General features: G+C 51.6%; 11 protein-coding genes and 4 pseudogenes. 9 read left to right on the forward strand and 6 right to left on the reverse strand.

The window, feature by feature from the left end:
* Together VU18_RS03190 and VU18_RS18305 are read right to left on the reverse strand one after the other, a co-directional pair.
* Positions 1 to 221 (reverse strand): annotated as a pseudogene (locus tag VU18_RS03190) (hypothetical protein); the annotation flags it as partial.
* A 451-nt stretch (positions 222 to 672) separates the two neighbouring features.
* Complete coding sequence (locus VU18_RS18305; RefSeq protein WP_021322324.1) at positions 673 to 840, reverse strand: hypothetical protein; 168 nt, start codon at positions 838 to 840, stop codon at positions 673 to 675.
* Between the two features lie 129 nt (positions 841 to 969).
* On the opposite strand from VU18_RS18305, the gene VU18_RS03195 reads away from it, so the two are divergent.
* Together VU18_RS03195 and VU18_RS03200 are read left to right on the forward strand one after the other, a co-directional pair.
* Positions 970 to 1,203: a DUF2249 domain-containing protein gene (locus VU18_RS03195; protein WP_013523134.1), complete on the forward strand. Its 234-nt coding sequence runs from the start codon at positions 970 to 972 to the stop codon at positions 1,201 to 1,203.
* Between the two features lie 115 nt (positions 1,204 to 1,318).
* Positions 1,319 to 1,900: a molybdenum cofactor guanylyltransferase gene (locus tag VU18_RS03200; RefSeq protein WP_033007367.1), complete on the forward strand. Its 582-nt coding sequence runs from the start codon at positions 1,319 to 1,321 to the stop codon at positions 1,898 to 1,900.
* Between the two features lie 269 nt (positions 1,901 to 2,169).
* On the opposite strand, the pseudogene VU18_RS03205 reads toward VU18_RS03200, so the two are convergent.
* Positions 2,170 to 2,427, reverse strand: a pseudogene (locus VU18_RS03205) (transcriptional regulator); the annotation flags it as partial.
* Between the two features lie 137 nt (positions 2,428 to 2,564).
* On the opposite strand from VU18_RS03205, the gene VU18_RS03210 reads away from it, so the two are divergent.
* A complete protein-coding gene (locus VU18_RS03210) occupies positions 2,565 to 3,683 on the forward strand; it encodes a TIGR04053 family radical SAM/SPASM domain-containing protein (protein WP_047757631.1) in 1,119 nt (372 codons plus the stop codon).
* A 143-nt stretch (positions 3,684 to 3,826) separates the two neighbouring features.
* Here VU18_RS03210 and VU18_RS03215 read toward each other — a convergent pair whose 3' ends face one another.
* Positions 3,827 to 4,576 (reverse strand): anti-sigma factor, encoded by a 750-nt coding sequence (locus VU18_RS03215; RefSeq protein ID WP_014195095.1) that lies wholly within the window; start codon positions 4,574 to 4,576, stop codon positions 3,827 to 3,829.
* Positions 4,566 to 5,147, reverse strand: a complete 582-nt coding sequence (locus VU18_RS03220; RefSeq protein ID WP_023633802.1) for a sigma-70 family RNA polymerase sigma factor — start codon at positions 5,145 to 5,147, stop codon at positions 4,566 to 4,568. The genes VU18_RS03215 and VU18_RS03220 overlap by 11 nt, the downstream gene beginning before the upstream one ends.
* Before the next feature lie 127 nt (positions 5,148 to 5,274).
* Here VU18_RS03220 and VU18_RS03225 point away from each other — a divergent pair.
* From VU18_RS03225 to VU18_RS19025, 5 genes and pseudogenes are all read left to right on the forward strand, one after another.
* Positions 5,275 to 6,353, forward strand: a pseudogene (locus VU18_RS03225) (NEW3 domain-containing protein).
* Between the two features lie 2 nt (positions 6,354 to 6,355).
* Complete coding sequence (locus tag VU18_RS03230; protein ID WP_023633803.1) at positions 6,356 to 7,312, forward strand: ABC transporter ATP-binding protein; 957 nt, start codon at positions 6,356 to 6,358, stop codon at positions 7,310 to 7,312.
* Positions 7,299 to 8,378 (forward strand): ABC transporter permease, encoded by a 1,080-nt coding sequence (locus VU18_RS03235; RefSeq protein ID WP_047757632.1) that lies wholly within the window; start codon positions 7,299 to 7,301, stop codon positions 8,376 to 8,378. The genes VU18_RS03230 and VU18_RS03235 overlap by 14 nt, the downstream gene beginning before the upstream one ends.
* Before the next feature lie 279 nt (positions 8,379 to 8,657).
* A complete protein-coding gene (locus VU18_RS03240; RefSeq protein WP_021322317.1) occupies positions 8,658 to 9,833 on the forward strand; it encodes a nitrate/nitrite transporter in 1,176 nt (391 codons plus the stop codon).
* Positions 9,834 to 10,078: 245 nt separating this feature from the next.
* On the forward strand, positions 10,079 to 10,351 hold the full coding sequence (locus tag VU18_RS19025; protein ID WP_021322316.1) for a hypothetical protein: 273 nt from the start codon (positions 10,079 to 10,081) through the stop codon (positions 10,349 to 10,351).
* A 316-nt stretch (positions 10,352 to 10,667) separates the two neighbouring features.
* Here the strand turns inward: VU18_RS19025 and VU18_RS03250 are convergent, their stop codons facing one another.
* Entirely contained in the window at positions 10,668 to 11,366 is a 699-nt protein-coding gene (locus tag VU18_RS03250; protein ID WP_021322315.1) for a Crp/Fnr family transcriptional regulator, read from the reverse strand.
* A gap of 218 nt (positions 11,367 to 11,584) precedes the next feature.
* Between VU18_RS03250 and VU18_RS03255 the strand changes: the two are divergent.
* Positions 11,585 to 11,879: pseudogene (locus tag VU18_RS03255) on the forward strand (molybdate ABC transporter permease subunit); the annotation flags it as partial.

Here is an 11,879-nt window from a genome sequence, read left to right on the forward strand (position 1 = left end):
ATGTTGGCTTTGATGTCTTCGATCTCTTTTGTGAAACTATGCTTCACTTCTTCAAGTTCTTGTTTCGTTGCCATGTTGGCTTTAATACCCTCAAGCTCTGTTGTGAAGTTTTGCTTCACTTCTTCGAGCTCCTGTTTCGTTGCCATGTTTGTTTTGACGTCGCTTACTTCATGTTCGATAATTTGGAGCTTGTCCAAAATTTGTTTCAATATCTCTTCCAAGGAAAATCCTCCCTTCTAATAAGATATATAGCAGCCCTGGAAAAGCGAGTGATGATGAATCGCTCCTTTCTTTTGAGGACTGGGGAAACGAGCGTGTAGAGTAAGTGGTTGAGGAAAGGGATGGGATTGTAGCGCAGAACAAATGAGGACAATCGTTCCCCATTCATATTATAAATGATTCGTAGAAATTTGAAAATAACGTTTTGTGTCATTGTCGCTTTGTATCCGTCCAGGAAAAGGAGTGCGTTTTAGCCCGTACGGTCATGTTAATCCCGGCAGCGACATTGTTTTTAAGAAAATCGAACTTCCTTTCATAATAAGGAGAAACAAGGGATTTAATCGGAATCGTTCATGATCAATGTACGATTTAAAAAAGAAAGAGCTGGCTCCAAAAGTCCACTTGTTAGTGGATTTTTGGGTCAGCCCCCCTTTCATTTGTGAACGTTTTCAATCACTTGTGGCATTTGTCCGGCGTGGTGTGTTCGGTTTCCTTTTGCTTGTCATAGCATGGAAAGCAGTACAACGTCTCTGTTTCTCGGCTGACGACGCCGTTTAAAAACCCATGCAGACAATGGATCGGCTTGCCGCATTGCGCGCAAAAGCCAACAAGCTCTTCCAACCGCCATTTCTCCTTTCATGGGGATTGAACATGTTCACCTTCGGGCTGTGACGCTCGTCACTACCCCCCAAGGTTCAAGCGGTTATGATAAAGTATATAATTCATTATACTACAAAGGAGGCCAATGTTATGAACCAATTTGCCGCCAAAATCCACGCCCCGGACTATCCGCCGCGCGACCGCCATCCGGCAATTTTTCGGCTGTTTGACAGTTTGAAGCCGGGGGAAGTGATGGAGCTGACGAATGACCATGACCCGCGTCCGCTGCAATACCAATTCATGATGGAGCGTCCGGATCAGTTTACATGGGAGTACTTAGAGGAAGGGCCGGACGTATGGCGGGTGGCCATCGGCAAAAAATAAATCATCCGCTCCATTGGGATTTCCGTCTGCAGGCGGAAATCTTTTTTTTTTTTTTTTTTTTGCCGGTTGGTATGGTACGGTAAAAACAAACGATGGATGTCCGGAAAGGGGAAGCATGATGAAACAAACGATTGCCGGAGCGGTGCTCGCCGGCGGCCAGTCGCGCCGGTTTGGGCGGCCGAAGGCGTTTGCGTTGCACGAAGGAGCTCCGTTTTTCACTTGGTCCGTCGCGGCGCTGCGATCCGTCGCCGATGAATTGTACATCGTCAGCCACCCGTCGCTTATCGATGAATTCCGCCGGCAAACGGACATCCCGGTGCTGCTCGATGTGGAGCGCTGCCGCGGCTGTGGGCCGCTTGCCGGCCTTTACACCGTCATGGAACAGAGCCGAGCCGACTGGGTGTTCGTCCTGCCGTGCGACATGCCGTACATGCGGCGGGAAGTGGCGGAGCGGCTTGCTTCCTATATCGATCCGACGTTTGACGCCATCGTTCCACTCCATGGCGGCCGCCCAGAGCCATTGGTCGCTCTATACCATCGTCGGCTTCGTTCCGTGATCGCCGAGCTGCTTGACGCCGGCGAACGGCGGATGATCTCGCTTATTGACGGCGCCCGCGTCCGCTATGTTGACGCCCAACAGCTTGCCGCGGATGAAACCGTATGGCGCAATGTCAATACGGAGGGAGAGTACCGGTGAAGGGGGAATTGTGGCCGAAGGAGACACAGCATATACTTTTTTTCAATCAGAGGAGCCATCCTTGACCACGAAATGGTTCTTTTTCCCGGCTTTTCACCATAAAATGCACTTGATGCAGGAAGACGCTCATGATACGCAAGTGAAAAATGATTTCGCCTGTACAATAACTGTCAATAAAAGGTCAAGTGCACCTTTTGATGATGACCTTGAATTTTATGAAACGGCAACAGTGCGAAAAAAAAGAACCGTACGGCCTCGGCTCTTTTGCGTCATTGGACTGGGGGTTGATTTTGGTCCATTTCCTTCGCCAGGTCCGCTACTTCGGCGACGGTCAGCCCCGTTCGTTTCGCGACTTCGTGAATAGGCAGAACGTCAAGCAAGTTTTTCGCGATTTCGATGGCTTTTTGTTTTTCGGCTTGTTTGACCGCCTTCTCTTTTTCCTGTTCTAGATCTTCTACGCGCAAACGAAAGACTTTATTCATTTTCATCCACTCCTTTACTTTTTGGGCGTATGGCGGGTCAATATATTATACCGCCTGTTCAGATGGCTGTCATCTTCGCCCATGGTACGATCGCCCTCTGTTGTGGCTTTGCTGTGGATGTGATCGATATCACATAACGCGCCTGAATGTTGCGGTACAATGGAGGCCAAGGAGGGAATTGGATGCACGATTTCAATAAAAACCCGTTTATCGTCATTTGGGAGTTGACACGGGCGTGCCAACTCAAGTGCCTTCATTGCCGCGCTGAAGCGCAATACCATCGCGATCCGCGCGAGTTGACGTTTGAGGAAGGGAAAAAACTGATCGATGAGATTTACGAGATGGATCAGCCGATGCTCGTCTTTACGGGCGGCGATCCGCTCATGCGTCCGGATGTGTACGATTTAGCGAAATATGCGATCGATAAAGGGCTGCGCGTGTCAATGACGCCAAGCGCGACGCCGAACGTGACGAAAGAGGCGATCCGCAAAGCAAAAGAGGTCGGCCTGTCGCGCTGGGCGTTCAGCCTTGACGGGCCGAACGCCGAGATTCACGACCATTTCCGCGGCGTGAGCGGCTCGTTTGATTTGACGATCCGTGCGATTCAATACTTGCATGAGCTCGACATTCCCGTGCAAATCAACACCGTCATTTCGCGATACAACGTTCATGTGCTTGATGAAATGGCGGAATTGGTTGAGAAGCTGAAATGCGTCCTTTGGAGCGTCTTTTTCCTTGTGCCGACAGGCAGGGGGAAGGAGGAGGACATGATTTCCCCCATCGAGCATGAGCGGGTGTTCCGCTGGTTGTATGAAACGAGCAAGCGCGTTCCGTTTGACATTAAAACGACAGCCGGCCAGCATTACCGCCGCGTTGTGCTGCAGGCGAAAATGCGCGAAGGAAAAACGACAAAAGGCGGCATCCGTTACGAAGATGTGTTGAACCAAGGGTTGACCGGACAAGTCGACGGGCTCGGCCGCGCGCCGAAAGGAGTAAACGACGGCAACGGCTTTGTTTTTATCTCCCATATCGGCGATGTCTACCCAAGCGGGCTGCTGCCAGTCAAAGCCGGGAACGTCCGGGAAACGCCGCTGGCGGACATTTACCGACACTCGCCGATTTTCCAAGACTTGCGCAATCCGGACAAATATAAAGGAAAATGCGGCGTCTGCGAGTTCCGATATGTGTGCGGCGGCTCACGCTCGCGGGCGTACGCGGTGACGGGAGACTATTTGGAAAGCGAGCCGTATTGTGTTTACATTCCAAAGGCGCTGCGGACAAAAGAGCGAAGCCAACGGTAAGAAGGCGGGGAAAAACGGCCGCTTAAAATGACGGCGCTACGGCGTTCGTGAGACGGTTGCCCGGGCGCATGCGGCGGATGTTGGATGTGTGTTCAAAACATACGGGGGAGGAGCAGGCGCCCTTCCCCGTTTTTGTTGAAAGATCATTCGTGGTTCAACTCGACTATAAAGGTCTCGGGCCCGGTCGGCGCCGCGCTTCCCCCTTTTGGTTCGAGGCTCGCTTTAATTTGCTTGAACTGTTTGACATCCTCGCCGGTGATCAAAATGCGCGCCGCTCCGTGGCGGATCGTCAACAGTTCCCCTTTGACCTCGTTGTTGGTGTAAATGATCCACAATTGATAATCGCGGGCCGCAAACGGCGGCAGCCCTTCAATTTCCATCAACATTTCCTTCGTATCGTCATTGAGCCAAATCGTGCCGTCCATCTGTTGAAAGAGCGCCGATGGCTCAATCGGAATTTGTTTCGTTTTGGGATTATGGATGATTCGCTCGATCGGAATGTCGGTATGTTGTTCGACAATCTGGTATCGATATGGCTCATCCGATCGGTCATGGGAAGCGGCTGGTCCGTCGCTGGGAGCGGAAAGGCGCAAGGTGAAAAGGAAAACGGCCAAAGCTGCACCGATCCACCCGCCTGCCATGCGGAGACCGCGCCGCATCCGCTTCGTTTGTTTTTGCGCTTCTGCTTGGGCCCAAATTCGCTCTTTATGAGAAAGGGGAGGTGCTTCATATTGGGCTTCCTCCTTAAGCCCGATGTTTTTCCACGCTTCAAGCAAGCGTTGGCATTCAAGGCACTGCTTTAGATGGTTGGACACGTCTTCTTTTTCTTGCTCTGGCAGCATGCCTAACAGCCAGTCCACGATTTTTGCTTCCGAAATATGGCTATGCTTCATGCTGTTCTTCACCTCTGCCAGCCCCCATCCAGTGGAACAGCTCTTTTTGTTTCCGCAAATTGCGCAAGCCGTAGCGGATGAGCGACTTGACGGAGCCTAACGGTTTGTTCATCGCGGCGGCGATTTCCCGCTGTGTTTCCCCATGAAAGTAAAAGTGAATGATGGCTTGCCGCTGCTCCTCGGGGAGATGGGTTAAAGCGTCTATGATGACTTGTTGTTCCAGTTGGCGGAGAAAATCAAATTCCGCCCCCTTTTCTGTTAAAGCTGCTTCCTCAAGGCGGCTCACTAAAAGGTCCCGTTTCTTGCGCAGGCGGTCGAGCGACCGGCTTTTCGTTTTCACGGCAAGAAAGGCTTGAACGCTTCCCCGTTTCGGGTCGAATTGATGCGGTTTTTGCAAGATTTCGAGAAACACATCGTGGCTGACATCTTCCGCCTCCACCTCGTCGCCGACGATCCGAAGAGCGATATGATAGACCATCGGAGCGTATTTTTCGTAAAAACGGTCAAAGGCGGCGCGCGAGCCTTCGGCGATCTTCTCGAGCAGTTCGAGGTCTTTCCGTCGGTCTTCCATCTTGCCCACCTCCCGACGCATGCTTGGAATGGTTGCTCTGCATCTATTCTACAACTGAATTTTTCTCCTGCAAAACAAATCCATTGATCCATTTCTGGCGTATACGAAGTGAAAACAGAAGGAGGGAGTGAATGTCGTGCAAAGCAGGATCATCATGATGTTCGCCATGATCTTGACTCTCTTTTCGCTTCTTCTTCCGATCCGCCCGGCATCGGCGGCAAGCGGTGTTGTTCTCTTCACGCCATACACCGGGCTTTCCGTGACGCCGGGGGAAACAATCGACTATACGGTCAATGTCATCAACAACGGTTCCAACATTGAAAACGTCACCTTCTCGTTTGACCACCTGCCGAAAGGATGGTCGACTTCGATTACCGCTGAGGGGAGAACGATTGAGCAGCTGTCCGTCCGAGGCGGAAAAGAAGAAGAGGTCACGTTGGAAGTGACCGTGCCGCTGGATGTCGACAAGGGGGATTACCGCTTTTGGCTCGTCGCGAAAGGGGACAGTGGTTCATCGAAATTGCCGCTGCTTGTCCGCGTGACGGAACAAGGATCGTTTAAAACGGAACTGACGTCGGAACAAACGAACCTCGAGGGGCACGCGGATTCGAGCTTCACGTATGATGTCACGCTGAAAAACCGAACCGCCAAGACGCAAAATTACGCGTTAAGTTCGGCAGCCGAAAAAGGATGGCAAGTCACGTTCAAATCGGAAGGCAATTCCGTTACGTCGGTGAAACTCGAGCCGAACGAATCAAGAGACATTACCGTCGAGGTCAAACCGCCGGAAAATGTGAAAGCGGGCACGTACAAAATCCCGATCAAAGCGCAAACGAGCGATACGTCGGCTGAGCTGACGTTAGAAGCGGTTATTACGGGCACGTATGAGCTCAAGCTGACGACGCCGTCAGGAAATTTGAGCACCGATGTGACGGCGGGGCATGAACGGGTGATCGATCTTGTCGTCAAAAACACCGGAAGCGCTCCGCTTTTGAACATCAATATGACGGCTGACGCTCCGCCTAATTGGGAAGTGGAATTCGATCAAAGCACGATCGCCCAGCTGAACCCGCGGAAACATCGGCGGAGGCGGCGTTCCGCGTCTCGGTCAAAACGTCGACCGTTTGGGGAGTGGTGGCGGTGTTGATCATTCTCGGGGTGGCCGGAGGGCTATACTATTTGATCAAAACATACGGGAGGAGGTAAGCATGGCAGCACCCGCTGTCATCGAGCTTGACAATTTGTGCAAAACGTATGGCGACCATCGGGCGGTTGACCATTTGTCGCTTTCCATTCAAAAAGGGGAAATTTTTGGGCTTCTTGGCCCGAACGGGGCCGGAAAGACGACGACGATTTTGATGATGCTCGGGCTCACCGAGCCGACGTCCGGCATGGTTAGGGTATGCGGGATCGATCCAGTGCGAAATCCCATTGACGTTAAACGGAAAGTCGGGTACTTGCCGGATGATGTCGGCTTTTACCATCACATGACAGGGTTGGAGAACTTGCTGTATACGGCGGCGTTAAACGGCATTCCTCGCGCCGAGGCGGAAAAGCGAGCGTGGGAGCTGCTCGAGAAGGTGAATTTGACCGATGCGGCCCATAAAAAAGCGGGGAAATACTCGCGGGGAATGAGGCAGCGGCTCGGCTTGGCCGATGTGTTGATGAAGCGCCCGGAAGTGATCATTTTGGATGAGCCGACGTTGGGCATCGACCCTGAGGGAGTGCGCGAGCTGCTTCGGCTGATCCGCGATTTGAGCCGCCATGAAGGCATCACGGTCCTGCTGTCCTCGCACCAATTGCACCATGTGCAGAAAATTTGCGACCGAGTCGGCTTGTTCGTGGGCGGCCGATTGTTGGCCGAAGGGAATATCGAACGCCTGGCGCAACAGCTGTTTTTGCAGGATGCCTATGTCATCCATGTGGTTGCTTCGCCGCTTGACGCTTCCTTACGGTCCAAAATCGAGGCGATTCCGGGCGTCAATAAAGTGGAGCAAACGGAAGATGGATGGGATGTGTATTGCCAAACGGATGTGAGCGCCGCCATCAGCCAGACGATCATCGAATCAGGATCTTCGCTGTTCCATCTCAGCCGGCGGGATTTTGGACTTGATGAGATTTATCACCGCTATTTTGAAGGGAGGGATGTACGTGAAGGCCAGTAAGGAAGAGCGATGGGCAAACGATGTTTTTTCATATGTGAAAAGATGGAGCGAACGGCTGAAGGTGGGTGCGCTTGATGAGAAGAAACGAGCAAGAGGGGCAAACAGCGCCTTTTCGGCCATTGTCAAAAAAGAACTGGCCGATTATTTGACGAGTTGGCGCATGATCATTTTAATCGCCCTCATCTTGCTTACTTGCTTCGGCTCGCTGTATACGGCGATGACGACAATCCGGGACGCGTTGGATTCCTCGGAAGAGGCCAAGGAAATCGCGAAAGGCGCCTACTTGTTTCTAAAATTATTCACCGTCTCGGACGGAACGTTGCCTTCGTTTCTGACGTTTGTCAGCTTTCTCGGGCCGCTGCTCGGCATCGCCCTTGGATTTGACGCCATCAATTCGGAGCGGAATCGGGGGACGTTAAGCCGGCTCATGGCCCAGCCGATTCCGCGCGATTATGTGATCAACGGCAAGTTTGTCGCTACGCTGTTGTTGAATGCTGTTTTGTTTCTTTCGCTCGGCCTGCTCGTGATGGCGTTGGGCATTTTGGTCTTGGGGATTCCGCCTACTTTCGAAGAGTTTGCCCGCATGGTCTGCTTTTTGTTGTTATGTCTTGTGTATATCGCCTTTTGGCTGAATCTCGGCATTTTGTTTTCCGTCGTCTTCCGCCAGGCGGCGACATCCGCGTTGTCGTCGATGGCCGTTTGGCTGTTTTTCAATCTTTTCTACTCGATGATCGTGGAAGTATTTGCGAAATCGTTTTTGCAGTCTGACGCCATTACGTCCGTCGAGCAGGCGGTCGGCCGTCAAGAGTTGGTGCTTGGTCTCATGAGATTGTCGCCGAGCTACTTGTTCAATGAATCAACAACCGCCTTGCTTTCGCCGGACGTCCGAACGCTAGGGATCGTCACGGTGGAGCAAACGGCCGGCGCTGTTGCGGCCCCCTTGCCGTTCTCGCAAAGTTTGCTGCTCATTTGGCCGCAGGCGACCGCGCTCATTGCCGCCACCCTCATCTGCTTTGCGATCGCGTATTGGTTGTTTATGAGGCAGGAGATACGGGCGAGTGGGTGAGAAAACAAGTTGTTTGCCGTAGACGGGGCGGAAGAGATGTGTGCGCCCAACAGCGTTTCTTATCGTTCGTATGTGAAAAACGTTCTGCCAAATCGTGTCCGTTCCTTTTGGGGACGGGCTTTTTCTTTTTTTGGATGTGACAAAACCGTGACAACGCTTGTGGCAAAATGGTGACAACAGGCAAGAATGTGATCAACCTCACAAATCCGTTTCCTTCTCCTGCGTATGATGGAAGTACAAACAACGTCACAAATTTTGAAAGTTTGGGAGGGGCTTTTCATGAATAAACAAAAGGCGCTGCTGCCGATTACGACGTTCGCCATGATGTTTTCATTCGCCGTGTGGGCCGTGTTTTCGCCGCTTGCGAGTACGTTTCAGCAAATGTACGGGCTGACATCGACGCAAAAAAGCATTTTGGTCGCCATTCCGGTGCTGCTTGGCTCGATCATGCGTTTGCCGCTTGGCATTTGGACGGACCGGATCGGCGGGCGCAGGCTGTTTTCGCTGCTGCTCTTGTTTCTTGTCATTCCGCTTGTTGGCGCAGGGTTTGCAGATTCGTATGCGATGCTTCTGTTTTGGGCGTTTTTCATCGGCATGGCCGGAACGTCGTTCGCCATTTCGGTGACGTTCGTTTCCCGCTTGACTCCGCCGGAAAAGCAAGGGACGGCGCTTGGGATTAACGCGATGGGCAACTTCGGCACGGCGGTTGCTGCGTTTTCCGTTCCATCGATTGCCGCAGCGTTTGGTGTGCCTTGGGCTTTTTGGGGGATGATCATTCCGGTTGTCGTCATGCTCGTTTTCGTTTGGTTTTTCACACCGGATATGCCGAAGCCGAAACAACAAAAAACGGTGCGTGAATCGCTGTCGGTATTGAAATATAAACATACGTGGACGTTGTCGCTCTTTTACTTCGTTACGTTCGGGGCGTTTGTCGCTTTCGGCATTTACTTGCCGTCGCTGCTCGTTGACTTGTATGGGTTGACGCCAGTGGATGCTGGGATGCGCGCGGCTGGGTTTACTGTACTCGCTACGCTCGCGCGGCCAGTCGGCGGCTATCTTGGCGATAAAATCGGAGCTGAACGGGTGTTGACGTTCGTCTACGCTGGAATGACAATCGGCGCGTTGGTGATCGCGTTTGGAATGGAAAATATTTGGGTGATGACAGCGGCTTGTTTGTTTGTGGCCGTGATGTCTGGGCTGGGCAACGGTGCGGTGTTCAAACTCGTGCCGCAGCTGTTCCCAGCCGAAACGGGCGCCGTCACCGGCCTTGTCGGCGCCTGGGGCGGACTTGGCGGCTTTTTTCCGCCGATTGTCATGGGGATCATTAAAGATGCAACAGGTTCGTACGTGCTCGGTTTTCTGCTCCTTAGTTTGTTTACCCTTATTTGCTTCTTGCTGAACCGGCTCGTATTTGGCAAAAAAGCCGGCGAACCGGCGAAGCGGTTCGCTTCTTGAATGGAATACCGTATAGAGAGGCTGAAAGCTTGTTCGCTTTTAGCCTCTTTTTTTGTTTGGGCGTGTTTTTCTGTTATTCAATGTGAGTATGCGTTTCACTATTGTTACATGATTAAAATATATTGCTCATTATTTCACGAACCCTTCAAACATGGCCGCTCCTTGGTGATACAAATCACTAGGGGAAAGGCAGAAATGGCGTACGCTGAAGGTGTAAATCAAATCAACTGAAGGGGGAGAAAACAGTGAAACGAAATGTGTCTACGTTGTTGTCAGTTGCGTTGGTTGCATCGCTTTTGGCCGCATGCAGCAACGGGGGAGGAGGAGAGGCAAAGGCGGAAAATAAAAACGGAACAGCGGCAACTACGCAACAGTCTGCTACGAACATGTTAGCGGCGCATAAAGGATTGAACCAAGCACCGGTGCCGTTGAAAATGGAGCGGATCGGACCGCATGACGTCCGCGTTGAAATGACGGCGCAAATCGGGAATATACCCGATCGTCACTCATCAGTTTAACCATGCACAAAAAGGAGCCGTCGCCATGCTGAAAGTGACCGAAACGGGCGAAGACGACGGCTCAGAAACAAGCGGACATTAATGTTTCCCCATTTCCCTAAACGGGAGATAGCCGCCTAAAGCCCTATAGCTCTTATTATACGGCGGTGAAAAGAAAAAGAAGTGATTCGCATCACAATCGAAAAAAAGAGAGCGTCCGGCAGGCCGCGAACAACGGTCGGTCGGGCGTTCTTCTAATCAGCGCGCCAAAATGGCTTGGTCGTTGCTGTGTATCGAAGGGGAACGATCAGACAGACCCCTAACTACGGTGCACCGCTCACTCAATGCAACAAATATCCGGCGGACAGTCTTCGCATTGAATTTCCGTTTTCAAATAGTTTAAATCATGAACCGTAATTTTCCCCCGTTTTGTCGAGATGATCCCTTGTTGTTTTAATGCATTGAGCATCCGATTAACGCTTTCGCGCGTTGTGCCGCAAAAGTTGGCTAAATCTTGGTTTTTCAATGCGACGTCGATCAAAATGCTTCCATCTTCAAGCGGGACGCCATAGCTGTTGCATAGGCGAATGAGCGTCGAATAGAGCGCCCCTTTTTTTCCGTTCATAATCAAATCGCGGAATTTCGTCTGTGTCCGCCGGACATGCTTGCTCATCCAGCGCATATATTCAAGAGTAAGGGTCGGATTGATAAGCAGCTGCTGTTCCAGTTCCTCTTTGTTTACGACTGCCGCTTCGCCTGGCTCTATTACCTTGGCCGTCAACAAGTAGTGTGCATCGTTCGTAAACAGCGTCAATTCACCAACGATTTCCCCGCTTCCGCAAATGCGGAAGCACATTTCTTTTCCGTCCGGACAAATTTTGCTTACTTGCACTTTGCCAGAGAGGATCAAATACAATTCATTGGCCGGCATCCCTTCTTGGAACAAAAAGGAGTGCTTGCGCAACGGAATCACTTTTTTCGACGATTGCAACAAAGAACGTAAATGGGGAAAATATCCATTCACTGCAGCTTCCATCGATAGCACCTCCATTCATTCAGCTATTTCTATTGTAAAAATCATCACAGCGGGAGAGAGTGAAAAAAATCACCGGTTACTGTTTTTTTGTGCGAGGCGTCACAATTTTTTCTAAATTGGTTTTTCCTTTTTCTATGTTACAATGTGAGTAGCATCACAGCATTCTACTGTTTGTTTTCGTATGGTAAAAGGGAGACGGAACAGAGAGAGGTTCGTCGATGGAAGAGTTTTGGTCACCGGTATGGTTATCGATAAACGTATCGCTTCTTGCCGGAGTGATCGTCGCAATCCTTGGAACAGCGGCGGCGAGGTGGATGGCGCGCCGCCGGTTTCGTGGGAAGACGATCGTGGAGACGGTGTTTATGTTGCCGCTCGTGCTGCCGCCGTCGGTTGTCGGTTTTTTGCTTGTTGTGCTGTTTGGGCGGCATAGCCCGATCGGACAGTTGATGGAAACGTGGTTTCACACAACGGTGCTGTTTACACCCGGCGCGGCGGTGATGGCGGCGGTTGTTG

The organism is Geobacillus sp. ZGt-1 (assembly GCF_001026865.1).
In the GTDB taxonomy this organism is placed as follows: Bacteria; Bacillota; Bacilli; order Bacillales; family Anoxybacillaceae; genus Geobacillus; species Geobacillus thermoleovorans.

Bases quoted from the DNA above. Each gene is read 5' to 3' on its own strand.
- VU18_RS03195 (WP_013523134.1), top strand. From the start codon at position 970: ATGAACCAATTTGCCGCCAAAATCCACGCCCCGGACTATCCGCCGCGC.
- VU18_RS03200 (WP_033007367.1), top strand. From the start codon at position 1,319: ATGATGAAACAAACGATTGCCGGAGCGGTGCTCGCCGGCGGCCAGTCG.
- VU18_RS03210 (WP_047757631.1), top strand. From the start codon at position 2,565: ATGCACGATTTCAATAAAAACCCGTTTATCGTCATTTGGGAGTTGACA.
- VU18_RS03215 (WP_014195095.1), bottom strand. From the start codon at position 4,576: ATGAAGCATAGCCATATTTCGGAAGCAAAAATCGTGGACTGGCTGTTA.
- VU18_RS03220 (WP_023633802.1), bottom strand. From the start codon at position 5,147: ATGGAAGACCGACGGAAAGACCTCGAACTGCTCGAGAAGATCGCCGAA.
- VU18_RS03230 (WP_023633803.1), top strand. From the start codon at position 6,356: ATGGCAGCACCCGCTGTCATCGAGCTTGACAATTTGTGCAAAACGTAT.
- VU18_RS03240 (WP_021322317.1), top strand. From the start codon at position 8,658: ATGAATAAACAAAAGGCGCTGCTGCCGATTACGACGTTCGCCATGATG.
- VU18_RS03250 (WP_021322315.1), bottom strand. From the start codon at position 11,366: ATGGAAGCTGCAGTGAATGGATATTTTCCCCATTTACGTTCTTTGTTG.